This is a genomic window from Pseudomonas sp. JS425 (assembly GCF_018223845.1).
GTDB lineage: Bacteria > Pseudomonadota > Gammaproteobacteria > Pseudomonadales > Pseudomonadaceae > Aquipseudomonas > Aquipseudomonas asiatica.
In genome coordinates this window covers 2,003,341-2,029,506 of the sequence record NZ_CP073661.1, presented here as the reverse complement: position 1 = coordinate 2,029,506, position 26,166 = coordinate 2,003,341, and the positions used below count along the sequence as shown (strand labels likewise).

General features: G+C 63.6%; 25 protein-coding genes and 1 tRNA gene. 13 read left to right on the top strand and 13 right to left on the bottom strand.

The window, feature by feature from the left end; translation table 11 throughout:
• Positions 1-85 precede the first annotated feature (85 nt).
• Positions 86-1,333 (top strand): glycosyltransferase family 4 protein, encoded by a 1,248-nt coding sequence (locus KDB76_RS09350; RefSeq protein ID WP_013971700.1) that lies wholly within the window; start codon positions 86-88, stop codon positions 1,331-1,333.
• On the opposite strand, the gene glp is transcribed toward KDB76_RS09350, so the two are convergent.
• The gene (gene glp, locus KDB76_RS09345) at positions 1,322-2,509 is read right to left on the bottom strand and encodes a gephyrin-like molybdotransferase Glp (RefSeq protein ID WP_044039961.1); all 1,188 of its coding nucleotides are present in this window, start codon (positions 2,507-2,509) and stop codon (positions 1,322-1,324) included. The two genes, KDB76_RS09350 and glp, sit on opposite strands and share 12 nt — an antisense overlap.
• Positions 2,510-2,531: 22 nt before the next feature.
• Entirely contained in the window at positions 2,532-3,071 is a 540-nt protein-coding gene (gene moaB, locus KDB76_RS09340; protein WP_013971698.1) for a molybdenum cofactor biosynthesis protein B, read from the bottom strand.
• Positions 3,072-3,259: 188 nt separating this feature from the next.
• Between moaB and KDB76_RS09335 the strand changes: the two genes are divergently transcribed.
• Positions 3,260-3,481, top strand: a complete 222-nt coding sequence (locus KDB76_RS09335) for a YgdI/YgdR family lipoprotein (RefSeq protein ID WP_013971697.1) — start codon at positions 3,260-3,262, stop codon at positions 3,479-3,481.
• Between the two features lie 80 nt (positions 3,482-3,561).
• Positions 3,562-3,638 (top strand) — tRNA-Pro (locus KDB76_RS09330).
• A 137-nt stretch (positions 3,639-3,775) separates the two neighbouring features.
• On the opposite strand, the gene mqo is transcribed toward KDB76_RS09330, so the two are convergent.
• From mqo to KDB76_RS09315, 3 genes are all read right to left on the bottom strand, one after another.
• Entirely contained in the window at positions 3,776-5,350 is a 1,575-nt protein-coding gene (gene mqo / locus KDB76_RS09325) for a malate dehydrogenase (quinone) (RefSeq protein ID WP_013971696.1), read from the bottom strand.
• Positions 5,351-5,657: 307 nt separating this feature from the next.
• Complete coding sequence (locus tag KDB76_RS09320; protein WP_013971695.1) at positions 5,658-7,274, bottom strand: methyl-accepting chemotaxis protein; 1,617 nt, start codon at positions 7,272-7,274, stop codon at positions 5,658-5,660.
• A 192-nt stretch (positions 7,275-7,466) separates the two neighbouring features.
• Positions 7,467-9,230 carry an ABC transporter transmembrane domain-containing protein gene (locus KDB76_RS09315; RefSeq protein ID WP_038410381.1) on the bottom strand — a complete coding sequence of 588 codons (1,764 nt, stop codon included), beginning with the start codon at positions 9,228-9,230 and terminating at the stop codon, positions 7,467-7,469.
• A gap of 212 nt (positions 9,231-9,442) precedes the next feature.
• Between KDB76_RS09315 and KDB76_RS09310 the strand changes: the two genes are divergently transcribed.
• Positions 9,443-9,616 carry a PA1571 family protein gene (locus KDB76_RS09310; RefSeq protein ID WP_013971693.1) on the top strand — a complete coding sequence of 58 codons (174 nt, stop codon included), beginning with the start codon at positions 9,443-9,445 and terminating at the stop codon, positions 9,614-9,616.
• Positions 9,617-9,792: 176 nt separating this feature from the next.
• Here the strand turns inward: KDB76_RS09310 and pdxB are convergent, their stop codons facing one another.
• Together pdxB and tusA are read right to left on the bottom strand one after the other, a co-directional pair.
• Positions 9,793-10,935 carry a 4-phosphoerythronate dehydrogenase PdxB gene (gene pdxB / locus KDB76_RS09305; RefSeq protein ID WP_024086575.1) on the bottom strand — a complete coding sequence of 381 codons (1,143 nt, stop codon included), beginning with the start codon at positions 10,933-10,935 and terminating at the stop codon, positions 9,793-9,795.
• A 60-nt stretch (positions 10,936-10,995) separates the two neighbouring features.
• Positions 10,996-11,238 (bottom strand): sulfurtransferase TusA, encoded by a 243-nt coding sequence (gene tusA / locus KDB76_RS09300; protein WP_003248727.1) that lies wholly within the window; start codon positions 11,236-11,238, stop codon positions 10,996-10,998.
• A gap of 61 nt (positions 11,239-11,299) precedes the next feature.
• Between tusA and KDB76_RS09295 the strand changes: the two genes are divergently transcribed.
• Positions 11,300-11,737, top strand: a complete 438-nt coding sequence (locus KDB76_RS09295) for a hypothetical protein (protein WP_212632264.1) — start codon at positions 11,300-11,302, stop codon at positions 11,735-11,737.
• Positions 11,738-12,212: 475 nt separating this feature from the next.
• On the opposite strand, the gene rlmM is transcribed toward KDB76_RS09295, so the two are convergent.
• The gene (gene rlmM, locus KDB76_RS09290) at positions 12,213-13,277 is read right to left on the bottom strand and encodes a 23S rRNA (cytidine(2498)-2'-O)-methyltransferase RlmM (protein WP_013971691.1); all 1,065 of its coding nucleotides are present in this window, start codon (positions 13,275-13,277) and stop codon (positions 12,213-12,215) included.
• A 216-nt stretch (positions 13,278-13,493) separates the two neighbouring features.
• Between rlmM and acnA the strand changes: the two genes are divergently transcribed.
• The 3 genes from acnA to KDB76_RS09275 all read left to right on the top strand — a co-directional run bounded on the left by acnA (position 13,494) and on the right by KDB76_RS09275 (position 18,836).
• Entirely contained in the window at positions 13,494-16,235 is a 2,742-nt protein-coding gene (gene acnA, locus KDB76_RS09285) for an aconitate hydratase AcnA (protein WP_038409173.1), read from the top strand.
• Between the two features lie 59 nt (positions 16,236-16,294).
• The gene (locus tag KDB76_RS09280; protein ID WP_013971689.1) at positions 16,295-17,071 is read left to right on the top strand and encodes a CPBP family intramembrane glutamic endopeptidase; all 777 of its coding nucleotides are present in this window, start codon (positions 16,295-16,297) and stop codon (positions 17,069-17,071) included.
• Between the two features lie 199 nt (positions 17,072-17,270).
• Positions 17,271-18,836 (top strand): PAS domain-containing methyl-accepting chemotaxis protein, encoded by a 1,566-nt coding sequence (locus KDB76_RS09275; protein ID WP_023661721.1) that lies wholly within the window; start codon positions 17,271-17,273, stop codon positions 18,834-18,836.
• Between the two features lie 241 nt (positions 18,837-19,077).
• Here KDB76_RS09275 and KDB76_RS09270 read toward each other — a convergent pair whose 3' ends face one another.
• From KDB76_RS09270 to KDB76_RS09250, 5 genes are all read right to left on the bottom strand, one after another.
• Entirely contained in the window at positions 19,078-19,962 is an 885-nt protein-coding gene (locus KDB76_RS09270; RefSeq protein WP_015269509.1) for a pseudouridine synthase, read from the bottom strand.
• Positions 19,963-20,013: 51 nt separating this feature from the next.
• Positions 20,014-20,322, bottom strand: coding sequence for a hypothetical protein (locus KDB76_RS09265; protein ID WP_004376097.1), 309 nt, complete (start codon positions 20,320-20,322; stop codon positions 20,014-20,016).
• A 65-nt stretch (positions 20,323-20,387) separates the two neighbouring features.
• Positions 20,388-20,819, bottom strand: coding sequence for a D-Ala-D-Ala carboxypeptidase family metallohydrolase (locus KDB76_RS09260; protein WP_023661723.1), 432 nt, complete (start codon positions 20,817-20,819; stop codon positions 20,388-20,390).
• Between the two features lie 108 nt (positions 20,820-20,927).
• Positions 20,928-21,167: a glutaredoxin family protein gene (locus tag KDB76_RS09255; RefSeq protein WP_004376101.1), complete on the bottom strand. Its 240-nt coding sequence runs from the start codon at positions 21,165-21,167 to the stop codon at positions 20,928-20,930.
• A 70-nt stretch (positions 21,168-21,237) separates the two neighbouring features.
• Positions 21,238-22,446: an ammonium transporter gene (locus KDB76_RS09250; protein ID WP_024086570.1), complete on the bottom strand. Its 1,209-nt coding sequence runs from the start codon at positions 22,444-22,446 to the stop codon at positions 21,238-21,240.
• A gap of 313 nt (positions 22,447-22,759) precedes the next feature.
• Between KDB76_RS09250 and KDB76_RS09245 the strand changes: the two genes are divergently transcribed.
• The 5 genes from KDB76_RS09245 to KDB76_RS09225 all read left to right on the top strand — a co-directional run bounded on the left by KDB76_RS09245 (position 22,760) and on the right by KDB76_RS09225 (position 26,162).
• On the top strand, positions 22,760-23,074 hold the full coding sequence (locus KDB76_RS09245; protein WP_013971684.1) for a YqjD family protein: 315 nt from the start codon (positions 22,760-22,762) through the stop codon (positions 23,072-23,074).
• Between the two features lie 9 nt (positions 23,075-23,083).
• Positions 23,084-23,458 carry a phage holin family protein gene (locus KDB76_RS09240; protein ID WP_013971683.1) on the top strand — a complete coding sequence of 125 codons (375 nt, stop codon included), beginning with the start codon at positions 23,084-23,086 and terminating at the stop codon, positions 23,456-23,458.
• Positions 23,455-23,784, top strand: coding sequence for a hypothetical protein (locus KDB76_RS09235; protein ID WP_013971682.1), 330 nt, complete (start codon positions 23,455-23,457; stop codon positions 23,782-23,784). Before KDB76_RS09240 ends, KDB76_RS09235 begins: the two co-directional genes overlap by 4 nt.
• 145 nt (positions 23,785-23,929) lie before the next feature.
• The gene (locus KDB76_RS09230) at positions 23,930-25,261 is read left to right on the top strand and encodes a deoxyguanosinetriphosphate triphosphohydrolase (protein ID WP_013971681.1); all 1,332 of its coding nucleotides are present in this window, start codon (positions 23,930-23,932) and stop codon (positions 25,259-25,261) included.
• Positions 25,262-25,544: 283 nt separating this feature from the next.
• Complete coding sequence (locus KDB76_RS09225) at positions 25,545-26,162, top strand: response regulator transcription factor (protein ID WP_038409170.1); 618 nt, start codon at positions 25,545-25,547, stop codon at positions 26,160-26,162.
• Positions 26,163-26,166 lie beyond the last annotated feature (4 nt).

Here is a 26,166-nt window from a genome sequence, read left to right as displayed (position 1 = left end):
ACGGACGCGCCCCCGGCAGTGGTTCTACCACTGCTGCCCACGGGCGCGTCTTGCTATCCGCAGCCTTTAGCGAGGATTCCGGGTCATGCGCATTCTCTGGACACTGCCGTACCTGCCCTGGCCAACCACCAGCGGCAGCAAGACCCGGCAATACCACCTGATACGCGCACTGGCACAGCGGGGCCACCGGATTACCCTGCTGGTGCAATCGAAGATCCCCCTCGACGATGCCGCCCGCGAGGCCCTGGAGCCGCTGCTCGAGCGCCTGATCGTGCTGCCCCGACGGCCCCTGCACAGCCCGCTCAACCTGCTGGCCTCGCCGATTATCGTTTACCCCATGCGGGCAATTATCAATGGTCTGGCCCCTTGCCTGCGGCACCGCTTCGAGCAATTGCTGGACGAGCCCTGGGACGTGATCCAGATCGAGCACAGCTACAGTTTCCAGCCCTTCGAAAAGGCCCTGCAGGCACGCGGACTGCCGTACATGCTCAGCGAGCACACCCTGGAATCGGTGATGGGTGGCGCCAGCCACGATCGCCTGCCGCTATGGCTGCGCCCGCTCAACGCCTTCGACCGCTGGCGCTATCGACGCTGGGAACAGCGGGTATTGCGCCAACCCACCGAACTGGTGGCAGTCAGCGCCCACGATGCCGAATTGATCGCGCAGATCAGCGGGCGCCCGGTGAACGTGGTGGTCAATGGCGTGGACTGTGATTTCTACCAGCACGTGCAACCCGCGCTGCACAGCCAGCGCCTGCTGTTCGTTGGCAACTTCGAGTATGGCGCCAACCTGGAGGCCATCGAATGGGCGCTGGAAGACATCATGCCGCAGGTCTGGATGAGCAACCCGGCGGTGCGCCTGGCGATTGCCGGGCATGCCATGCCGGCCAGCTGGAAACTGCACTGGAACGACCCGCGCATCGAATGGTTCGGCTACCGCCCCGACCTGCGTGAACTGCAGCGGCGCTCGGCACTGTTCTTCGCACCACTGCGCTATGCCGGTGGCTCCAAGGTAAAAATCCTCGAAGCGATGGCCGCCGGCTTGCCGGTAATCACCACCGGCAAGGGCGTTTCAGGCCTGGCCGCGAACAACGGTGAGCACTACCTGGGCAGTGAGGATGGCGACCAGTTGGCGCTGCTGATCACCCAGTTGCTCAACCAGCCCTGGCGCATGAGCCAGTTGAGCGACGCCGGGCGCCAGTTTGCCCGCCAGCGCCACGACTGGAGCGTGGCCGCCCAGCAACTGGAGAACGTGCACATGCGCCTGGCCCTGGCGGCACCGGTCGAGGCCGCGCCGCTGGCCAGTGCCTGGCTGGGCCGCTCAGCCAAGTAGTTCGCTGAAGGGAATGAAGGGCACGCTGTCACCCTGCTTCGGTGTACTGCCTTCACGCACTTCTACAAGCCCCTCGGCCCAGGCCGCACTGCGCAGTACGCCCGAACTCTGGTTCTTGTAGATGCGCACTTGGCCTTGCTCGATGCGGGCGCGCAGGTACTCGCGGCGCGTGCCAGCCCTGGGCCAGTCAAAGCCGGCCGGCATGTCAAAGCGCAACGGCGTAACATCGGTCACGCCCTGACGCCGCAACAAGTAGGGCCGGGTGAGCAGGCCGAAGGTGACCAGGGTCGAGGCCGGGTTACCCGGCAGGCCGATTACCGGCACGCCCTGGAAGTGGCCGAAGGTCAGCGGCTTGCCCGGCTTGATCGCCAGCTTCCACAAGGCCAGCTCGCCGGCTTCGCGCAGGGCGGCACCGAGGTAGTCGGCCTCACCCACCGAGACACCGCCGGTGGACAGGATCAGGTCGACATCGCCCAGTTCAGCCAGGCAGGTGCGGGTACGTGCCAGGTCATCCGGCAGGATCCCCGCATCAACCACCTCGCAGCCCAGCCGCTGCAACCAGCTGACCAGCAGTCGGCGGTTACTGTTGTAGATCTGCCCCGGCCCCAGCGGCAGGCCAGGTTCGACCAGTTCGTCACCAGTGGACAACACCGCCACCCGCACCTTGCGCACCACATCCAGCCGGCCGTGGCCCAAGGTCGCGGCCAGGCCCAGCTCGATCGGCCCAAGCCGGGTGCCGGCGCTCATCACCTGTTCGCCCTTGCGGGTTTCCTGGCCCTGGGGACGAATGTTCTGCCCGGTCTTCAGCGCTTCGAGAAAGCGTACCCGCCCATCCTCCGCCACTTCGGTGTTTTCCTGCATTTCGACGCAGTCGGCACCTTCGGGCAGCGGTGCCCCGGTGAAGATGCGTGCGCAGGTACCCGGCTGCAGCGGCTGCGGCGCATGGCCGGCGAAAATCCGCTGGCTGACCGGCAGTGGTTCGGCCTGCCAGTCGGCCAGGCGCAGGGCGTAACCGTCCATGGCGCTGTTCGGCCAAGGCGGCAGGTCGAGCGAAGCCACCAGGTGGGTGGCCAGCACACGGCCTTCGGCCTCGGCCAGTGGCAGGTTCTCGGTGTCACGGATAGGTGCCGCTTCGGCCAATGCCAGCAGCTGCTCCAAGGCCTGCTCTACCGGCATCAGCGGCCGGGCCTGGGTAACCTCAGCCACGGCTGTCGCAGGCCGCTGCCTGCTTCAGGTGCGGCACGAAGTTGCACGGGCGATGGCGGGCATCCAGCTGCTCGGCGAGGATACCGTCCCAACCGGTGCGCACCGCGTTGGTCGAACCCGGCAGGCAGCACACCAGGGTGCCGTTGGCCAGCCCGGCCAGGGCGCGGGACTGCACGGTGGAGGTGCCGATGTCGGCCACGGAAATCTGCCGGAACAGCTCACCAAAACCTTCTACCTGCTTGTCCAGCAGGCAGGCCACGGCCTCGGGCGTGCTGTCGCGGCCGGTAAAGCCGGTGCCGCCGGTGATCAGCACCACCTGCACGCTGTCATCGGCAATCCAGGTGGCGACCTGGGCGCGAATCTTGTACAAGTCGTCTTTGAGCAGCACGCGCTCGGCCAGGCGATGGCCAGCCGCGCTCAGGCGGTCGACGAACATCTGGCCGGAGGTATCGGTGTCGAAGGTGCGGGTGTCGCTGACTGTGAGCACGGCGATGTTCAGCGGCACGAAGGGGGTATCTGCCTTGGCTTTCATGGGGGTCCGTCACAAGAAGATGGGATGGCCGCAGTTATAACACAGCACGCGCCCATCACAGCTTGACGCCCGTGGCCCTTGCCCTCGATCAATGCCACAGGTTTGCCGCTATGCTGCACTGTAGACGGAACTTGCGTGGACACCCTGCGTCTTAATGTCATCTAGCACCATCGCACTGGAGAAACACGATGATTCAACGGACCCTACCCGCCTTCCTGCTCGCCTTGGGCCTGGGCGCCCTCGCTGGCTGCGCATCGCCAACCGTCATTACCCTGAACGACGGTCGCGAAATCCAGGCCACCGACACACCGAAGTATGATGAAGACTCCGGTTTCTACGAATTCGAGCAGTTGGACGGCAAGCGCACGCGCCTGAACAAGGACCAGATCCGCACCGTCAAAGAGCTCTGATCGCAGCCTGTTTTTTGCAAAGGCCCTTTTAACAACAAGGGCTTGCGTGCAAAAAAAGTATGCAGTAGGATTTCCTTCATCGGAGTGTAGCGCAGCCAGGTAGCGCGTCTCGTTCGGGACGAGAAGGCCGCAGGTTCGAATCCTGTCTCTCCGACCAAATCCTCATCAAAAGGCCCGCCTTGTGCGGGCTTTTTGTTGTGCGTTGAAAAGTGCCCGGCCCCAGCGCCCCCCCCTTGTGGGAGCGGCCTTGTGTCGCGAAAGGGCTGCAAGGCAGCCCCCAACAACTTGTGCAGGTCAGTGCGACACCTCGGCCTCCACCGGCACATACAGCAACTGCAGGCGCTCGCTGCTCCATGCCCGGGTCTGGTTGGTCAGCGCCAGGTTGTTGTTCAGCTTTTGCCCATAGCTCGGCACGATTTCCTTGAGCCTGGCCTGCCAGGCTGGCGACTGGATACGGTCCTTGAAGGTCTTTTCCAGCACGGTCAGCATGATCGGCGCCGCTGTCGAGGCACCCGGCGAAGCTCCCAGCAACGCAGCGATGCTGCCGTCCTGCGCCGCCACCACTTCAGTACCGAACTGCAGCACACCGCCCAGGACCGGGTCCTTCTTGATCACCTGCACCCGCTGGCCGGCCTGCAGCAACTTCCAGTCTTCGTTCTTGGCGTTGGGGAAGTACTCGCGCAGCGCGTTCATGCGGTCATCGAAACTGAGCATCAGCTGCCCCATCAGGTAGGTGCTGAGGTCGATGTTATCGATACCGGCATTGACCATCGGCAGCACGTTGTGGCTGTTCAGCGAGGCGAACATGTCCAGCAGCGAGCCGTGCTTGAGGTACTTGGTGGAGAAGGTGGCGAACGGGCCGAACAGCAGCACCTGCTTGCCATCGATCATCCGCGTGTCCAGGTGCGGTACCGACATCGGCGGCGCGCCAACCGAGGCCTTGCCGTACAGCTTGGCTTGGTGGCGGGCGACCAGGTCGGGGTTGTCGGTCATCAGGAACTGACCACCGACCGGGAAGCCGGCGTAGCCTTCGGCTTCAGGAATGCCCGACTTCTGCAGCAGCTTCAGCGCGCCACCACCGGCACCGATGAACACGAAGCGGGCGTTGACGGCCTTTTCCTCGCCGCCGTTGGCCAGATCGAGCACCCGCACATGCCAGGTGCCGTCGTCGTTGCGCACGATGTCACGCACCTCATGACGCAGGTTCAGCGACACATTGGGGTTGCGGGTCATCGCGGCGAACAACTGGCGGGTGATTTCGCCAAAGTTCACGTCGGTACCGATGGCCATGCGCGTGGCGGCGACCTTCTGCCCCGGGTCACGGCCCTCCATCACCAGCGGCGCCCACTTGCGGATCTGCTCGTGGTCTTCCGAGATTTCCATGCCGCGGAACAGCGAGCTGTGCTGCAGGGCGTCGACGCGCTTGTGCAGGAAGGCGACGTTGTCGTCACCCCAGACAAAACTCATGTGCGGCACGTTGTTGATGAACGACTTCGGGTTGCTCAGCACGCCCTGCTCGACCTGGTAGGCCCAGAACTGCTTGGACACCTCGAACTGCTCGTTGACCCCAACGGCCTTGCTGATATCGATATTGCCGTCCTTGCCCACACTGGTGTAGTTCAACTCGCAGAACGCGGAGTGACCGGTGCCGGCGTTGTTCCAGGCATTGGAGCTTTCTTCGGCCACCTGGTCCAGGCGCTCATAGACGTCGATCTTCCAGGAGGGCTCCAGCTCGGTGAGGTAGGTACCCAGGCTGGCACTCATGATGCCACCGCCGATCAGCAGCACGTCGACGGTCTTTTCCGGTTCCGCGGGTTTGGAGCAGCCGATGACGCCCAGGCAGAGGAACGTCAGCAGGAATTTCTTCATTGATGTTATCCAGTTGTTGTGTACACGCGCGCCGCCTTGAGCAGGGAACGTGCCAACTGGGTCTGGAGCAGTGGATACAGGGGGCGCGCGACGGGATAGATGGCGGCAATCCGCCAGAGGGCATGGAATGAAGCAGTGGAAGTGGCGGGTTTCCCCAGTAGCCAACCTGGCGCCGTACCGTTGTGGGAGCGGCCTTGTGTCGCAAAAGGGCCGCAAAGCGGCCCCGGCAATCTCTGCATGGATGCTGATACCCTGGGGCCGCTGCGCGGCCCTTTCGCGACACAAGGCCGCTCCCACAAGAGCCGCGTCAGGCGGTGAGGCGGGAGGTGACTTCACCCAGCTGCCCCGACAACCCATGCAGGCGCTGCCCCGCCTGTTCGGTATGCTGCACCGCCTGCTGGTTGGCCGTGGCGATGCGGGTGATTTCGATCAGGTTGCAGGAGATGTCCTCGGCCACGCTGGTCTGCTCTTCGGCCGCCGTGGCGATCTGCCGGTTCATGTCGCGGATCGCTTCCACTGCCAGGGTGATGCGCTGCAGCATCTGCCCGGCCTGCTGCACCTGCTCGGCACCCTCCTCGCTGCGCTGCTGGCCGCTTTCGATGGCCTTGACCGCCTCCACCGCCCCCGACTGCACCGCCTCGATGATCTGGTGGATCTCGGCGATCGACGCCGCCGTGCGCTGGGCCAGGCTGCGCACTTCATCGGCGACGACCGCAAAACCTCGCCCGGCCTCGCCGGCACGGGCCGCTTCGATGGCCGCGTTGAGCGCCAGCAGGTTGGTCTGCTCGGCAATGCCGCGGATCACTTCAAGGACTTTGCCAATGCGCGCGCTGTCATGCTCAAGGTCGCGAATCACCGCCGCCGTGCCAGCGATTTCGCGGTTGACCACGCCGATGATGTCGATGGTCTGCTGCATCACCTGCTCGCCCGCCTGGGCACTGTGATCGGCGTCGTCCGCAGCGCGGGCGGCCTCCGCGGCGTGGCGGGCGACTTCCTGGGCAGTGGCGGACATCTCGTGCATGGCCGTGGCCACCTGGTCGGTGCGCTGGAACTGGTCGTGGGTACCACGGGCCATGTCGCCGGCGATGCTGCGCAGCTGGCCGCTGGCGCCTTCCAGTTCCTGGGCGTTGTCCTGCAGCCGGCCGACCGTGTCGGCGAGGAAATCGCGCAGGGTGTTGGCGGCCCGCGCCAGGCGGCCCAGTTCGTCCTCACGGCGGCTGTCTACCCGGGCGGCAAAGCGGCCCTGGCTCAGCTGCGCGACATACTCGATCAACTGGCGGATCGGCTCGATCAGGCTGCGGTTGACCAGCCACAGGCTGAGCAGCCCCACCAGCACGGCCGAGGCCAGCATCACCAGCAAGCCCAGCCATACCGTGCGCTCGGCACCGGCACTGAGGCTGGCGGCGTGCTGACGGGCATCGGCACGCAGTTGCTCGACCAGTTCGCTCATCTGCTCGCTGACGGCGCGGTCCACGCCCTTGACCGCCAGATCGCCGGCCACCGGGTCGCCGCCCGCCGCCTGGAATGCCTGGCGCCCCTGCGCATAGGTCTGGCCCAGCTGCCGGTGGCTGTCACGCAGTTGCTGCAGCGGCGCCTTGAGCCTGGCGTCGCTGCTGTCGATCAATTGCCCGAGCAGTTGCTGCACCTGCTGCTCGCGAGCCTGGAACTGCTGCCAGTACTTGTCCATGTCAGCCGGCTGGCGCCCGCGCAACAACACGTTCTTCCACTCCTGCACCTGGATCTTGAACTGCAGGTTGGCTTCGTCGATCAACTGCGAGGCCCGCAGCGGCCCGTCGACCAGCTCGGCGTAGCCGCGCACGCTGGACGAAAGGAACTGGAAGCACACCAGGGCGATCAGCAACATCGCCACCAGACTGCCGCCGAGCAGGGAGAGAATTTGCACTCTGAGGGATTTACGCAACATCTGGGATCTCGGAAAGCAGGAGGAAGACCGGAGGGCCGCGCAAGCTGGCAACAAGGCGCAACGCAGCACGGTTACGGGCAGGCCAAAAAAAGGCTGCCATCAAGCAATGGCAGCCAGGTCGAGCACTTACGCAACAGTTGAGCTAGATACTCTCAGGCAAGTACTACAGAAATGTTACGAGGCCACTACAAGCTACCCCGTGGTGAACTGCAAGGCCGCAAGCCGCTCATAAAGCGGGCTCTCTTCGATCAACTGGCGATGCGTCCCCACCGCCACCAGCCTGCCCTTGTCGATGACCGCGATACGGTCGGCATGCTGGACCGTAGCCAGACGATGGGCGATCACCAGTGTGGTGCGCCCGGCCATCAGGCTGGGCAGCGCCTGCTGGATAAGGTGTTCGCTTTGTGCGTCGAGTGCGCTGGTGGCTTCGTCCAGCAACAGGATCGGCGCATCGACCAGCAACGCACGGGCAATGGCCAGGCGCTGCCGCTGCCCGCCGGACAAGCCGATGCCGCCCTCGCCCAGCTGTGTCTGGTAGCCCTGCGGCAATTGCCGGATGAATGCGTCGGCATGGGCACCCCGGGCGGCTGCCTCGACCTCGGCCAGGGTCGCCTCGGGCCGGCCATAGCGGATGTTGGCCTCGACCGTGCCGCGAAACAGCGAGGGGTTCTGTGCCACCAGGGCGAACTGCTGGCGCAGGTGATTGGGGTCAAGTTCGGTGATCGCCTTGCCATCGAGAAGGATGCACCCCTGCTGGGGGTCGTAGAAGCGCAGCAACAAATCGAACAAGGTCGACTTGCCCGCCCCCGACGGGCCCACCAGTGCCACGGTCTGCCCCGGCTCGATGGTCAGGCTCAGGCCATCGACAGCCGCCACCGAGGGCCGTGACGGATAGGCGAACACCAACTGCTGCAGCTCGATACGCCCACTGGCCCGCTGCTGCGGCAGCACCTGCGCCACGGCGGGCGGCAGGATTGCACTGCGCGCCGCCAACAGTTCGGCAATGCGCTCGGCGGCGCCCGCCGCCCTTTGCAACTCGCCGATTACCTCGCTGAGGGTGCCGAAGGCACTGCCGACGATCAGGCTGTAGAACACGAACGCGGCCAGTTCGCCCGCGGAAATGCGTCCGGCGATCACATCCATGCCGCCAACCCACAACATCACCCCCACCGCTCCCAGTACCAGCACGATCACCAGGGTGATAAGCCAGGCACGCTGGGCAATACGCTGCCGGGCCACGGCAAAAGCCGCTTCGACCGTACCGGCGAACAGCTCGCGGTCATGCGCCTGGTGGTTGTAGGCCTGCACGGTCTTGATCTGCCCGAGTGTCTCGGCCACATAGCTGCCCACATCGGCTACCCGGTCCTGACTCTGCCGCGACAGGCTGCGTACCCGGCGGCCGAACAGCAGGATCGGCGCCAGCACCAGCGGCAGGGCCACCACCACGATGCTGGTGAGCTTGGGATTGGTGATAAACAGCAACACCACACCACCGGTGACCATCAGCGCGTTGCGCAGGAACATCGACAGCGAAGAGCCGATTACCGATTGCAGCAAGGTGGTGTCGGCGGTCAGGCGCGACTGGATCTCGGAGCTGCGGTTGTCTTCGAAAAACCCGGGATGCAAACCGATCAGGTGGTCGAACACGGCTCGACGGATATCGGCCACGCAGCGCTCGCCGATCCACGACACCAGGTAGAAGCGGCTGAAGGTACCCACCGCCAGGGCCAACACCAGCAGCAGGAACAGGCCGATGGTCTGGTTGAGCTGATGCGCGGAGCGGGTCATGAAGCCCTGGTCCACCAGCAGGCGGATGCCCTGGCCCATGGACAGGGTGATGGCGGCGGTGACTACCAGGGCCAGCAAGGCAAGCATCACCTGGCGACGGTAAGGACGGACAAACTGCCAACCCAGGCGCAAGGCGCGGCGTTGACGTGGGGAAACCGATTCGGGCATGGCGCTGACCACAATGGTGGGAAACCGCAGCCTACCACTCATCCACGCCTGTGGAACCCTTGCAGGGTTGCTATAGCCTATCGGTCTAACCAGGCTATGGAGCTTTACTGCCGTTTCTGTTGGACTGTGCCTGCCGTGACCCTGCAGGTACTGTCACAGGCCAGTCACGGCACAGGGTTAACCTGCGCTTGAACCTGATGAGGAGACAATACATGAGCTTGCAGCATGGCAGCGACAATCAGAAGCCCCGGACCACACCACCGCCGCAGGTGTGCGGTTCGATCATCGATGCGAAGGGGCGCGAAGTACCGATCACCGAGCAGATGATCCAGCAGGCCTGCAAGGCCCTGGAAGAAAGCCGGGTCGAGCGCGTACGCAAAGGTTGATCGGCGAATTCCTTGCAACCCGGCGCTTGCGCCGGGTTTTTATTTGCCTGAATCCTGTACCGGCCCTTTCGCGGGTAAACCCGCTCCCACAGGGACAACACAAGCCTTGAGGTCAGCGGGCTACCTGTGGGAGCGGGTTTACCCGCGAAGAGGCCGGCACAGCTTTCAAATGGCTGTCAGACCAACACCCCACCCAAGGCACTGACCAGCTGCGCCAACTGCGGCGACTCCCCGCGCACGCGCACCGCCAGCCCCTCGATCTCGCGCCGTGGCGGGTACTGCTTGCGCAACTGGTCGAACGCTGCGCGCTGCTGCTGCGGGTCGTCGCTGAGGCTGCGGCGGAAATCGGCATCGTCGCGGCGTGGGTCGTACACTGCGCGGCAAAGGGTGGCCAAGGCCCAGGCCGGGTCGGTGCTGGCATCCAGTTCGATCTGCGCCAGCGGTGGCCGGGGCAGCAGGTCGGCCAGTTGCACCTGTTTATCCACACCGAGGAAGCGGCACAGCGCCTGGTAGATCTGCGCCGTACCACGCTGGCGACCGTCGAGGCTGTAGCCGGCAATGTGCGGCGAAGCCAATGTGCACAGGTCGGCCAGTTGCAGGTCGACCTGCGGCTCACCCTCCCACACATCCAGCACCGCATGCAGGTCTTCGCGGTCCAGCAGCAGTTCGCGCAGGGCGGCGTTGTCCACTACCGGGCCACGGCTGGCGTTGACCAGCCAGGCACCGGGGCGCAACTGCGCCAGCTGCGCCTGGCCCAGCAGGTGCCAGGTCGGGTGCTCGCCGCCACGCTGCAAGGGGGTGTGCAGGCTGATCACATCGCACTGTTGCAGGATGGTCTCGAGGCTGACGTAGTCACCGCCCTCGGCGGCCTGGCGCAGCGGGTCGCATACCAGTACCTTCCAGCCAAGGCCGTGCAGCACCCGCACCAGGCGGCCACCCACCTCACCCGCGCCCACTACGCCATACACGCGCTCGGGCAGTGCCACGCCATCCAGCTCGGCCAGGGTCAGCAGGCTGCCCAGAACGTAATCGACCACGCCGCGGGCATTGCAGCCCGGTGCGCTGCTCCAGTGGATGCCGGCTTCGGCAAAGTAGTTCAGGTCGAGGTGGTCGGTGCCGATGGTGCAGGTGCCGACGAAGCGCACGCGGCTGCCTTCGAGCAACTGGCGGTCGACCTTGGTCACCGAGCGCACCAGTAGAATGTCGGCGTCCCTTACGCTGGCGGCATCGAGGCTTCGGCCGGGGTAACGGCGGATTTCGCCGAAACCCTGGAAGAAGGCATCGAGCAGCGGGATGTTCTCGTCGGCAACTATCAGCATGGCGCTCTCCTGTCTGGGGAACGCAGTGTAGGCGCAACGCCGGGCGTGTTCCAGAGCGGTTCAGTCGGCTTTCTTGCGGATCCAGTACAGGAAGGTACCGGCGTCTTCCTGCTGCTGCAGCAGTTCGTGGCCGAGGAAGTTGCAGAACTTGGGGATATCGCGGCGGGTCGAGGGGTCGGTGGCGATGACCTTGAGCAGGCCGCCAGCGGCCAGGTTGCGCACGTGCTGGTGCAGCATCATTACCGGTTCCGGGCAGTTCAGGCCGGTGGCGTCGAGGATGGCGTCGGGGGTGAAATCGGTCATGGGGGGCTCCGCAAATGATCGCTATTGTCGCGCATCGCGCGACGTGGTCCAAGCACCGCCTGTGAAGACGCGCCCTGCTCTTGCTCTTGCTCTTGCTCTTGCTCTTGCTCTTGCTCTTGCTCTTGCTCTTGCTCTTGCTCTTGCTCTTGCTCTTGCTCTTGCTCTTGATCTTGATCTTGATCTTGATCTTGATCTTGATCTTGATCTTGATCTTGATCTTGATCTTGATCTTGATCTTGATCTTGATCTTGATCTTGATCTTGATCTTGATCTTGATCTTCGCGACTTCAGGAGGCCGAGCAGAGGTCTTGCGGAGGGAGGTGACGGGCATGGATGCCCGTCAAGCGCTGAGGCCCCATGGATGGGGCCTGCAGCGCGTCCTCCCGGGAGCAAGACCGGCGCGAGGGAACCCCGGAGCGTAGCGGAGGGGCCGGATGATGGGAGCGCAGCGTTTTTTGGTTACTTTTTGTCGCGTTTGACAAAAAGTGACTCGCCGTAAGGGCGAAAAGGTGAGTAAGCGTCGCCATCGTAAATGGACTATGCGCGAGATCAAGACCAGTACTTTTCCGCTTTTCGCTCTTCGCTCTTCGCTCTTCGCTCTTCGCTCTTCGCTTTCAAGCGTGGGCATCAACAACAAGGTCAACATTCATTCTCGAAGGTGGCGCTTAATCACCTTTCCGCCCTTACGGCGGGTCACTTTTTGTCAAACGCGACAAAAAGTAACCAAAAAACGCTGGCTCCTATCATCCGGCCCCTACGCTGCGCTCCGGGGTTCCCTCGCTACGGGCCTGCTCCCGGGAGTACGCGCTGCAGGCCCCATCCATGGGGCCTCAGCGCTTGACGGGCATCCATGCCCGTCACCTCCCTCCGCAGCCCCTTCGCTCGGCCTCCTGAAGTCGCAATCGGCGGCGCCTGAACTATCGCGCTTAGAAGCAAAAGCCGAAGCAAGAGCAAGAGCAAAGCGGTTCGCTGTGCTAGCGCGGTTTCAAGTCCAACCGGCGCAGATGGCAGGTCACTTCCTCGCGGTCGTGATACAGCTGCTTGCAAGCAATCGACACCTTGATCTTGCGCGCCTTGAAGGTCGCCTCCATGCGGTCGAGCAGCCGGCGTACCTCGGCATAGCGCTGCTTCATCGGCAGCTTCAGGTTGACCACAGCTTCACGGCACAGCCCCTCGCCCAGCCAGGTCTCGATCAGCGAGGTGGTACGGGCCGGTTTCTCGACGATGTCGCACACCATCCAGTCCACCGGCTGCTTCGGTTGCCAGGTGAAACCATCGGCCATCAGGTGCTGGACCAAGCCGGTGTCCATCAGGCTCTCGGCCATCGGCCCGTTGTCGATGGCGGTCACCAGCATGCCCCGGCGCACCAGCTGGTAGGTCCAGCCACCCGGCGAGGCTCCTAGGTCGACACCGGTCATGTCATCGCCCAGGCGCTGCTCCCACTGCTCGCGCGGGATGAACTGGTGCCAGGCCTCTTCCAGTTTGAGCGTCGAGCGGCTGGGCGCCTCGCGGGGGAATTTCAGGCGCGGGATGCCCATGGGCCACAGTGCACTGTTGTTGGCCGGGGCAACACCGGCAAATACCCGGCGGCCGCTGATGAAGGTGAGCAGCAGGCGTGGGCGGCTGGCATCGTCGACCAGGCGGCCGGCCTTTTCCAAAGCCTTGCGCAGCGGCACCTCGAACTTGCGGCAGAAGGTGGACAGTTCCTTGCCCTCGTTACTGTCCAGCACCTCCAGCCACAGGCTGCCGAACACCGGGAACCCGGCCAGATGCGCCAGCAGCACACTGATACGGTCGCTTTCCGGCAGTTCGACATAACCGCCACGAGCCCACTGCCGCGGGAAAATCAGCTGGTTGAAGCGCAGTTCCCCCATCAAGCGCTCGGCACCGCCCTCCTCGCTACAGACAAACTCGGCACTGGCACTCTGCGGCTTGCCTTTGGCATAGCCGGCAACGCCCAGGCGGGCGGCATGTTCGCTGATTTCGGCGCACACCTCACCCTCGAAACCGGGCCGGCAATGCATGAACAGGGTATTCATTTCTCACTCCACTACGGCTGGCGCGCCACAGGCGCCGGCAGGGCGGCGATGATAAAGGAAGATCGGAACCTGCGACACGCCCCGCCGGTCCAGAAAAGGGTCAGATGACGCAAAGCGGTCTAACCTGACCTTTCAGCCAGGTCCGTGCCGTGCGGATCGATACACAGCGGTGCCACCGGCATATCTTGCCAGGCACCGGCGCAGAAGGAGTTGGCAATGCCCTCGCTCGATAGCCTGAATACCCTCAAATCCCTCAAGGTCGGCGACCAGACCTACCACTACTTCAGCCTCACCGAGGCCGCCCGCCAACTGGGCGACCTGCAGCGCCTGCCCATGTCGCTGAAGGTACTGCTGGAAAACCTGCTGCGCTGGGAGGACGGCAAGACTGTCACCGGCGACGACCTGCGCGCGCTCGCCCAATGGCTGGGCGAGCGACGCTCCGACCGCGAGATCCAGTACCGCCCGGCGCGGGTGCTGATGCAGGACTTTACCGGTGTGCCGGCCGTGGTCGACCTGGCCGCCATGCGCGCTGCCATGGCCAAGGCCGGCGGCGACCCGCAGAGGATCAACCCGCTTTCACCCGTGGACCTGGTGATCGACCATTCGGTGATGGTCGACCGCTACGGCACGCCGCAGGCCTTCAGCGAGAACGTCGACATCGAAATGCAGCGCAACGGCGAGCGCTATGCCTTCCTGCGCTGGGGCCAGAGCGCCTTTGACAACTTCCGCGTGGTACCGCCGGGTACTGGTATTTGCCACCAGGTCAACCTCGAATACCTCGGCCGCACCGTCTGGACCCGTGAGGCCGATGGCCGCACCTACGCCTTCCCCGACACCCTGGTCGGTACCGATTCGCATACCACCATGATCAATGGCCTGGGCGTGCTTGGCTGGGGCGTGGGCGGGATCGAAGCGGAGGCAGCCATGCTCGGCCAGCCGGTGTCGATGCTGATCCCTGAAGTGATCGGCTTCAAGCTGACCGGCAAGCTGCGCGAAGGCATCACCGCCACCGACCTGGTGCTGACGGTGACGCAGATGCTGCGCAAGAAGGGCGTGGTGGGCAAGTTCGTCGAGTTCTATGGCGACGGCCTGGCAGAGCTGCCCTTGGCCGACCGGGCAACCATCGCCAACATGGCCCCGGAATACGGTGCCACCTGCGGCTTCTTCCCCGTCGACCAAGTGACCCTGGACTACCTGCGCCTGTCCGGCCGCCCCGAGGCGACGGTGCAATTGGTTGAGCAGTACTGCAAAGCCCAGGGCTTGTGGCGGCAGCCGGGCCAGGAGCCACTGTTCAGCGACAGCCTGGCGCTGGACATGCAAGAGGTCGAGGCCAGCCTGGCCGGGCCCAAGCGGCCGCAGGACCGGGTAGCCCTGGGCCAGGTCAGCCAGGCCTTCGACCACTTCATCGAACTGCAACCCAAACCGCTGGCCAAAGAGGTCAGCCGCCTGGAAAGCGAAGGTGGCGGCGGCGTGGCGGTGGGCAACGCCGACCAGGCTGGGGAGATCGACTACAGCCATGAAGGCCAGACCCACACCCTGCGCGATGGCGCCGTGGTGATTGCCGCGATCACCTCGTGTACCAACACCTCGAACCCCAGTGTGATGATGGCCGCCGGGCTGGTGGCGAAAAAGGCCCTGGAGAAAGGCCTGCAACGCAAACCCTGGGTCAAGAGTTCGCTGGCGCCGGGCTCCAAGGTGGTCACCGACTACTTCAAGGCCGCCGGGCTAACCACCTATCTGGACCAATTGGGGTTCGATCTGGTCGGCTATGGCTGCACAACCTGCATCGGCAACTCCGGCCCGCTGGATGAAGCGATCGAAAAAGCCATCGGCAGCGCCGACCTCACGGTGGCTTCTGTGTTGTCGGGTAACCGCAACTTCGAAGGCCGTGTGCATCCGCTGGTCAAGACCAACTGGCTGGCCTCGCCGCCACTGGTGGTGGCCTATGCCCTGGCCGGCAGCGTACGCCTGGACCTGACCCGCTACCCTCTGGGCACTGGCAAGGATGGTCAACCGGTGTACCTGCGTGACATCTGGCCCAGCCAGCAGGAAATTGCCGCTGCCGTGGCCAAGGTAGACACGGCGATGTTCCACAAGGAATACGCCGAAGTGTTCGCCGGCGATGCACAGTGGCAGGCCATTGAGGTACCGCAGGCGGCCACCTACGTGTGGCAGGCCGATTCTACCTATATCCAGCATCCGCCGTTCTTCGACGACATCGGCGGGCCACCCCCGCAGGTCACCGACATCCAGGGTGCGCGGATCCTGGCACTACTGGGTGACTCGGTGACCACCGACCACATTTCCCCGGCCGGCAACATAAAGGCCGACAGCCCGGCCGGGCGCTACCTGCGTGAGCAGGGCGTGGAACCCCACGACTTCAACTCCTACGGCTCACGGCGTGGCAACCATGAAGTGATGATGCGCGGCACCTTCGCCAACATCCGCATCCGCAACGAAATGCTGGCGGGCGAAGAAGGTGGCAACACCCTGCACGTGCCCAGTGGCGAGAAGCTGTCGATCTACGACGCGGCCATGCGCTACCAGCAGGAAGGCACGCCGCTGGTGGTGATCGCCGGCCAGGAATATGGCACCGGCTCGAGCCGCGACTGGGCCGCCAAAGGCACCAACCTGCTGGGGGTCAAAGCGGTACTGGCGGAAAGCTTCGAGCGCATTCACCGCTCCAACCTGGTAGGCATGGGCGTACTGCCGCTGCAATTCAAGGCCGGCCACAACCGCAAGCAACTGGGACTGACCGGCAAGGAGAAGATCGATGTACTGGGCTTGAACGGTACACAGATCCGCCCGGGCATGAGCCTGCCCTTGCGCATCACCCGCGAGGATGGGCAGCACGAGCAGATCGAGGTGCTGTGCCGGATCGATACCGTGAATGAAGTGGAGTACTTCAAGGCGGGGGGAATATTGCATTATGTGTTGCGGCAGCTGATTGCTGGTTGAGGCGCGTATGCTTGGGGCTGCTGTGCAGCCCCAATATTGTTCAACGAGAAGGACCACTCGTGCCTCGCTTCCACCTGATCGCACTTTTACTCCTGGCACTCGGCTACACCCTCGCCCTGAGCCAGGGCAACCTCGGCATCACCACCCTGCCAACCTTTCTCGCCCTGCTTGCCAGCGCCCTACTCGCTCGCCGCCCCCAGCGCTGGCAACAAGCTCTCGGCCACACGTTGTTCATCCTCTTGGCCATCGCCCTGGCATTGCACTGGCTGCCCGGCTTCAACGCTGCCAAGGTCATCGACGGCGTTGCCCTCAGCCCTGGCGCCCTGCCCTTCACGATGTACCTGAACCTGGACAAACCCCTGATCGGCGCCTGGCTGCTGCTGGCCTGCCCTTGGCTGTTCCTGTGGCGCAGCCAGGGCCTGGCGACCAGCCTGCTGTACGCCCTGCCCCTGACACTGCTTGCCTGCCTGGGCGGCGCCTGGGCAATGGGCATGCTGGCCTGGGCCCCGAAATGGCCCGACCAAGCCTGGCTCTGGCTGCTGAACAACCTGCTGCTGGTAAGCCTGACCGAAGAACTGTTGTTCCGCGGCTACATCCAGGCCGGCCTGCAACGGCTGCTGCGCCACCAAGGGCTGGCATTGTTCGCCGCCGCCTTGCTGTTCGGCCTGGCCCACCTGGGGGCCGGCTGGCAATGGGTATACCTGGCTACCCTTGCCGGTATCGGCTACGGCCTGGCGTACCGCTGGGGCGGCGTGGCGGCTGCGGTGCTCTGCCATTTTGGCCTGAACCTGGTGCATTTCACCCTGTTCAGCTATCCGATGCTGGCTCTTGGCTAGCCAGTCGGTCATCATTCGACTTATCCGTCATTAAACAGCAGTAAAAACGAAATAATGACGCTAAATTACTTGAACGTGCTCGTTGGCTAACCCAGATCGAAGTGATGGCCTGTTGCCACAGGTCAAGCACATTAATTATTCATTCAATAAAACCAGCGGCTTGCCGATACCAGTCGAAAGCCCTGCGGACTATCAACCCATGCGTAACAACCAGCCGATTACCCAGAGAGAACGGACTTTCCCTGCCCAGCAGCGGTTGATCTCCACCACCAATGCCAAAGGTGTGATCACTTACTGCAACGATGCCTTCGTCGAGATCAGTGGTTTCACCCGCGAAGAACTGACCGGTGCCCCGCATAACCTGGTGCGTCACCCCGATGTGCCGCCAGCGGTGTTTGCCCACATGTGGCAAACCCTCAAGCAGGGCCAGCCGTGGATGGGCATCGTCAAGAACCGCTGCAAGTCCGGCGACCATTACTGGGTCAACGCCTATGTCACGCCGATCTTCGACAACAACCAGGTGGTCGGCTTCGAATCGGTGCGGGTCAAGCCCACCGCCGAGCAGGTCCGCCGCGCCGAGGCGCTGTACCAGCGCATCAACCAGGGCAAGCCGCCGGTACCGCGCCGGGACAAGTGGCTACCGGTGCTGCAGGACTGGTTGCCGTTCATCCTGATCAGCCAGGTGGGCTTCCTGATCGGCAACTGGCTGGGCCATTCCTGGGGCTTCGCCCTGGCTGCCGGGCTTTCCGTACCGCTGGGCCTGCTGGGCCTGAGCTGGCAGCAGCGCGGCCTCAAGCGCCTGCTGCGCCTGGCCGAGCAAACCACCTCCGACCCGCTGATCGCGCAGATGTACACCGACAGCCGGGGCGTGCAGGCGCGCCTGGAAATGGCCATGCTCAGCCAGGACGCGCGCATGAAAACCTGCCTGACCCGCCTGCAGGACAGCGCCGAACACCTCAGCGAACAGGCGCGCCAGTCTGACGCGCTTGCGCACAAGAGCTCTTCGGGCCTGGAGCGCCAGCGGGTGGAGACCGAGCAGGTTGCCGCTGCGGTCAACCAGATGGCCGCCACCACTCAGGAAGTGGCCAACCACGTGCAACGCACCGCCGATGCCACCCAGGAAGCCAACCGCCTGACCAGCCAGGGCCGGCAGATTGCCGGTGAAACCCGCGAGGCCATCGAGCGCCTGTCGGCGGCGGTGGGCGAAACCGGCCAGACGGTGACGCAACTGGCCAAGGACAGCGACGAGATTGGTGGCGTGGTCGATGTGATCAAGGGCATCGCCGACCAGACCAACCTGCTGGCGCTGAACGCGGCCATCGAAGCGGCACGTGCCGGTGAAATGGGCCGAGGCTTTGCCGTGGTGGCCGACGAAGTGCGCCAGCTGGCCCAGCGCACTGCCGAATCCACCGGGCAGATCCACGGCCTGATCGCCAAGCTGCAACAAACCGCCAGCAATGCCGTACTGACCATGGAAACCGGCCATCGCCAGGCGCAGGAAGGCGTCGACCGTGTGATGCAGGCCGACGAGGCGCTGGTGGGTATCAGTGAAGCGGTGGCCAACATCACCGACATGGCTACCCAGATTGCTGCAGCGACCGAAGAGCAGACTGCAGTGGCTGACGAGATCAGCCGCAACATCAGCACCATCGCCGACCTGGCCGACCAGACTGCCGAACAGGCCCAGCACTCGGCGCTGCTCAGCGAAGAGCTGACCAGTACGGCGGGTACCCAGTACTCGCTGGTGGAGCGGTTCAACCGCTAAGGCGGCTTCCACAGGTACGGCATGCACTTTATACCTGCGCCGTACCTGTGGGAGTAACTGTCTTGCTCAAAATCCAAAAGATTGCGCGATCACTGTGGGAGCGGGTTCACCCGCGAACACCGGCGAAGCCGGTGCCATCCAGCGCGCAGGCTTCTTCGCGGGTGAACCCGCTCCCACAGGGGGCCGCGCAAGCCTTCAGAGTGCATTCACGACAGTTGCTCATGCAACGAGCGCGTGAGCATTACCAATCCAGCTGCAAACAGCTCTCGAAGTAGCGTTCTTCCCCGCTCAGCGGGTCTGCAAAGCGCAGGCTCTGCGCCAGCAACTTCAGCGGCCGCTGGTAGTCGTCCTCGTCGTTGAGAAGCTGCGGATAGAATGGGTCATTGCAGATCCCCGCCCCCAGCGCTGCCATGTGCACGCGCAACTGATGGGTCTTGCCAGTTACCGGCGACAGCCCGTAACGCCAAAGCTCGCCATTCTTCTCCAGCACTTCGGCCAGGGTTTCGCTGTTGGCCTCCCCCTCTACCTCGTGCATGCGGAAAAACGGCTCGCCATGAACCAGGCGGCTTTTGTGCACCAGCGGGAAATCGTGCTGCGGCATGGCCGCCGCAATTGCCTGGTAGCGCTTGTCGATGCGTCGTTCGGGGAACAGCCGCTGGTAGGCACTGCGGCTCTGCGGGTTGGCGGAAAACAGCACAAGCCCGGCGGTATGCCGGTCGATACGGTGCAACGGCACCAGATGCGGGTTGCCCAGGCGGCGGATCAGGCGGCGCAGCAAGGTCTGTTCGACGTATTCACCAGTCGGCGTCACAGGCAGGAAATGCGGCTTGTCGGCTACCACCAGGTGCTCATCCACATGCAGTATGGCCTCCTGCACCGGGATCGGCCGCTCGTTTGGCACCTCACGGAAGTAGTGCAATCGCATACCGCGCTTGTAAGGCAGTTCGGCAGAAACCGCCCGCCCTTCGGCATCAAGCACCCGGCCACGGGCAAAGCGGTCAAGCCACTGGGCGCGGTCGATGGCCTTGAAATGGTCACACAGGCAGTCGAGCACCGTCGCCCAGTTACCGGGGGGCAGGCACACCGTGCTGGCTTGCTGGCGGGCGGGGTCGAAAGGCGTGGTCATGGCAGGGCTCGAAACGTTCACGGCCGCGCATTATCCCCCAAGCCCGCGCCCTCAACCAGCCTGGGCAATGGCCTCGCAGCGCTCCTTCAACCAGCGCAACACCTGCACCGGCTCCCAGCGCCCAGGGTCGTAGAGGGCATACAGCAACCCCTGATACCCCACCACATCCAGCCCGCGGTGATAGCCGGCACGCTGGAACAGGGCCTCGATCTCGGCGAAGCAGGTATTGAAGTGGACCTTGCCGAACGGCGTGCGGTCATCGGTCACCAGGCCTTCGAGGCGCAGTTCCAGAACAGCGTCGGCCACCCGCTCGACGGGCATGCGGTTGACGCTGTACTTGAGTTGCTCGACATTGAGCATGGCTTCACCTCGACACTGTATTTATATACAGCATACGAATATCCTCTTACCGCCGTCAATGCGCTTCATTGCAGGCCCGGCAGATAGCCGGTGCCTTTACGGATGGTCAACACCTGGCGCCGAGGGGCGCCGCGCGACACGGCCAGGTGCACCCAGTCATCGAATTCGAGGATCAGCTGGTCGAAGGGGATGGTGCTTTCGCTGATCCGTCGCACAACCTCGCGCGGGGTCACTTCAATCACCGTGAAATCAGCCGCCAGCCCCTGCAGATGCTTGCTCGTCAGCGTCCCGCCAATGCGCTGATTGACTGCGGGGCTGCGATAACCACTGCTGACGATGACCGGTGCGCCGAACAGCGCGCGCACCTGCTCCAGTGCATTGCACAGCAACTGCAGGTTGGCACGCGCCTCGGCTGGAGGATTGTTGTCGAGCCCTTCCCTGGCGGCGAGCTGCGAAACAGTCATTTCATCGAGGGTGAAATGGGGGGTAATGCGCATGGCTGGATTCCTGATGACCGGTGAAGGATGCCGGCCTCAACGTGCCGGCAGCGGATCATCACAACGCTGCACACCGCATGGAGCAGGGACAGACCTCCCCTGGCGCAATTACTGCGCGAGAAACGCCACCACCTGTTCGGCATCGAACGGCCAGTGCAGCTCGGCGCCGTTGTCACAACGGCGCAGCACCGGAATGATCAGGCCATAGCGTTCGAACAGAGTTTCGTTCTCGGCAATGTCGACCAGTTCCACCAGCAGGCCATGATCGACGAAGGGCATCAGCACGGCCTCGGCCACTTCACACAGGTGGCAGCCGAGGGTGCCGAACAGTTGGCATTCAGGCAGCATGGGGCAAGTCCGCTTTGGCAGGGAGAAACCTATTCTAGGTCCGTCCTGCCCACAGTGCACCTGACCTGGCTCAATCCTGGCTGGTGGCGCCGATACGGTGTAGCGACAGGTCCGCGCCCTGGAATTCCTGCTCATGGCTCAAGCGCAGCCCATGCAGCGCGCGGATTGCACCATACACGGCAAAACCGCCGGCCAATGCCACCACCACGCCCATCAGGCTGCCCAGCAATTGGCTGACCAGGCTGACACCGCCCATGCCACCCAGCACCTCCTGGCCGAAGATGCCGCAGGCCATGCCACCCCATACGCCGCACAGGCCATGCAACGGCCACACACCCAGCACATCGTCGATCTTCCAGCGGTTCTGCGCCGCGGTGAAGGTCCAGACGAACAGCGCACCCGCCACCAGGCCGGTGGCCAGCGCACCAATCGGGTGCATCAGCTCGGAACCGGCACAAACCGCTACCAGCCCGGCCAGCGGCCCGTTATGCAGGAAGCCCGGGTCGTTACGCCCGGCCAGCAAGGCCGACAGGGTGCCACCGACCATGGCCATCAGCGAGTTGATTGCCACCAGGCCGCTGACACCTTGCAGGGTCTGGGCACTCATGACGTTGAAGCCAAACCAGCCGATGATCAGGATCCACGACCCCAATGCCAGAAAGGGAATGCTCGAAGGGGCAAAAGCCACCAACCGGCCATCGCGGTAGCGCCCACGGCGCGCGCCCAGCAGCAACACCGCCGCCAGCGCCAGCCAGCCGCCCATGGCATGCACCACCACCGAGCCGGCAAAATCATGGAACGGCGCGCCGAAGCGTGCCTGCAACCAGGCCTGAACGCCCAGGTTGCCGTTCCACACCACGCCCTCGAAGAACGGATAGATGAACGCTACGATCAACGCCGTGGCACACAGTTGCGGCACAAATCGCGCCCGCTCCGCGATGCCCCCGGAGATGATTGCCGGGATCGCCGCAGCGAAGGTCAGCAGGAAAAAGCACTTGACCAGCGCATAGCCATGGTCGGCCGCCAACGCTGCCGCCGGCTGGAAGAAGCTGACCCCGTAGGCGATCCAGTAGCCGATGAAGAAGTACACCAATGCCGAAATAGCGAAGTCGCTGAGAATCTTCGACAAGGCGTTGACCTGGTTCTTGTGGCGTACAGTGCCCACTTCGAGAAACGCGAAGCCGGCATGCATGGCCAGCACCAGGATGGCGCCCATGAGAATGAACAGGGTGTTTGAACCGTGGACCAGAGAGTCCATCGCGCTGTGCATGTTTTCCATGAAATAGGCAGACCTGCTGAAAAAGGCACCAGGACAGTTCAAGAACCTGCATCCCTGCACCGAATCGGTGCCAGCTCCCTGCCCCGTTTCGGTGAACCGGGCGGAGCCTGCTTGGTTTTTTCTTGGGTTTGTCGTGGATTGAGTTAAGGTTTATCGGTATCCGCTGCGCTGACGCCCTGAATCGGCGCAATACCCGACCAGGGCGCCCCGCAACGTGGCAAAGCCTTAGCAAGGCCCATACCAGCGCCGGTACTTGAACCTTCCGCGCGTGCTATCACTCGAACTACCAACACTCATCGACAGGGAGATACCCATGGCCAGCAAATCGGCAAAGACTGCACAAGAGATATTGATGGCTGACTTCCAGGCACTGGTCCGCGACACCGAGAAGCTGCTGGCCGACACTGCCAACCTGGCAGGCGACCAGGCTGACGAGTTGCGTGAACAGATCCACGACCGCCTGACCCAGGCCCGCGAAACCCTGCAACTGACCCAGGACTCGGTGCGGGAACGCGGCCAGGCAGCATTGAGCAGTGCCGAACAGTACGTGCAGGAAAAACCGTGGCAGGCGATCGGCATTGCCGCTGGCGTCGGCCTGTTGATCGGCCTGCTGGCCAACCGGCGCTGAGGGGTTTCCATGGAGAACGACGCCAACGGCGCCAGCGCCTCGGGCAAGCGCCTGGGGGCGGCTGCCCTGGGGCTGCTGCACAGCCACATCGAACTGTTCGGCATCGAATTGCAGGAGCAGAAGGGCCGCACCTTGAGCCTGCTGCTGTTCGCCGGCCTCGCCCTGGTATTCGCCCTGCTTCTGCTGACGGCGTTGTCCGGGCTGTTGCTGGTGCTGCTGTGGGATAGCTATCGCCTGGCCGGCATCATTGGCCTGTGCGTGTTCTACGGCATAGCCGCGCTGTATTGCGGCTTGCGCCTGAAGGCCGCGGTGTTCGACGAGTCGTCGCCCTTCGGCGCCACCCTCGAGGAACTTGCCAAGGACCGGGAGCGCCTGTTGCCATGAGCCTGCCAGAATTGCCAAACACCCGAAACCCGCGGGAACTGCGCAAGGCGCTGCTGCGCCTGCGCATGGAAATGCACCGCCAGGAAATCCGCCACGAGTCCGCGCAGTTGCTTGAGCCACTGCGCCGCGTGCGCGGCATGGGCAGCTCGTTGCACGACGGGCTGGGCATCAAGCATGCGCCGCTGTGGGGGATTGGCGCAGTGGTGGCGCTGGGTTTCCTCACCGGCAAGGGCGTGCGCAGCGGCAACCTGGCGCGGCTGTTGCGCCTGGGCACCAGCCTGCTGCCGCTGCTGCGCCTGTACCTGCAAGGCAGCCGCCGCCCCTGACCATCGCGATCCTTGTAGGAGCAGCCTTGTGCTGCGAAGAGGCCGGGAGCGGCGAGGAATTTGTATCGATCAAACGGACCTCTTCGCAGCACAAGGCTGCTCCTACAGGATATGCTGCTGCCTTCGACCTACAGGAGACCGCGCCTTGGACTGGCATACCCTGCTCACCCGCGAACGCCTGGGCAAAGCCCTGTACAGCGCCGATGAACTCGGGCGCAGCCCCTTCCACAAGGACCACGACCGAATCATCTTCTCCGGTGCCTTCCGCCGCCTCGGGCGCAAGACCCAGGTGCACCCGGTTTCCAGCAACGACCATATCCATACACGCCTGACCCACTCACTGGAAGTCAGCTGCGTCGGCCGCTCGCTGGGCATGCGCGTCGGCGAAACCCTGCGCGACAGCCTGCCGGACTGGTGCGCCCCCAGCGACCTGGGGATGATCGTGCAGTCGGCCTGCCTGGCCCATGACATCGGCAACCCACCGTTCGGCCACTCTGGCGAAGACGCCATCCGGCACTGGTTCCAGCAGGCCGCCGGGCGTGGCTGGCTGGATGACATGAGCGACGACGAGCGCGCCGACTTCCTCAACTTCGAAGGTAACGCCCAAGGCTTTCGCGTACTCACCCAGCTGGAGTACCACCAGTTCGACGGCGGTACTCGGCTGACCTATGCCACCCTCGGCACTTACCTGAAGTACCCGTGGAGCGCACGCCACGCCGACGCCCTGGGCTACAAGAAGCACAAGTTCGGCAGTTACCAGAGCGAACTGCCGCTTCTCGAGCAGATCGCCCGCAAGCTCGGCCTGCCGCAACTGGAACACCAGCGCTGGGCGCGCCACCCGCTGGTCTACCTGATGGAGGCTGCAGATGACATCTGCTACGCGCTGATCGACCTGGAAGACGGCCTGGAAATGGAGCTGCTGCAATACGCCGAAGTCGAAGCACTGCTGCTCGATCTGGTCGGCGATGACCTGCCGGAAACCTACCGTCAGCTCGGCCCTGGCGATTCCCGGCGGCGCAAGCTGGCGATCCTGCGCGGCAAGGCCATCGAGCACCTGACCAACGCTGCCGCCCGCGCCTTCGTCGAGCAGCAGCAAGCCTTGCTGGCCGGCCAGCTGGCGGGCGACCTGGTCGAACACATGCACGGCCCGGCCAAGCGCTGCGTACTGCAGGCCAAGGACATGGCACGCAACAAGATCTTCCAGGACAAGCGCAAGACCCTGCACGAGATCGGCGCCTACACCACGCTGGAAATCTTGCTGAACACCTTCTGCGGGGCCGCCCTCGAGCAGCACGGCGGACGCACGCCGTCGTTCAAGAGCCGCCGGGTACTGGACCTGATCGGCAACAATGCCCCCGACCCACACGGCTCGCTGCACAGCGCCTTCCTGCGCATGATCGACTTCATCGCGGGGATGACCGACAGCTATGCCAGTGAAATGGCCCGGGAAATGACCGGGCGCTCCAGCCCGACCTGAGCCCTGCCGGTGCAGCCCGGACATCGCCCGTAGCTGCACCGCATATTGTGGGAAACTTCCTACATATACTGGCGGAAAGTTAAACGGCACGAATAAAAGTAAATGAAAAGTTACCAATCACGCTTTGACAATGAATTAAACGCGCTTATTTCGTAGCCCGAATTGTTTTATCTTGTAAGCCATTTCCCATATAGGGCTAATAGCCCTTCCTCGCATGCCCGATGACTTTCAACTGCGATAAGGTGCCGCCTGTCACCCTCAATCGCCCGCAGGGAAGTTGAACATGCATTCCATATTTATCGTCGACGACCATCCCGTCATCCGCCTGGCCGTTCGTATGTTGCTGGAAAACCAGAATTACAAGGTTGTCGGCGAGTCGGACAACGGCGTGGACGCCATGCAGATGATTCGCGAAGCCGCCCCAGACCTGGTCATCCTCGACATCAGCATCCCCAAACTGGACGGGCTGGAGGTGCTTGCCCGGTTCCAGGCCATGGCCTTGCCCGTGAAGGTACTGGTACTGACCGCGCAATCTCCCGCATTGTTTGCCGTACGCCGCATGCACTCGGGTGCTGCAGGCTATGTGTGCAAGCAGGAGGACCTGAGCGAACTGCTCAGTGCAGTAAAGGCCGTGCTGGCTGGTTACAACTATTTCCCCAGCCAGGCAATCAAGCATAACCAGGCGATAGATGCCGACCTGCAACTTTTCCGTCAGGTTAATGACCGCGAACTGATGGTGCTTCAACTATTCGCCCAGGGCCGCAGCAACAAGGAAATTGCCAAGGGCATGTTCCTCAGCAGCAAGACCGTCAGTACCTACAAGAAGCGCCTCATGCACAAACTTCAGGTCAATACACTGGTCGATCTGATTGAAATGGCCAAACGCAACGCGCTGGTCTGAGGGT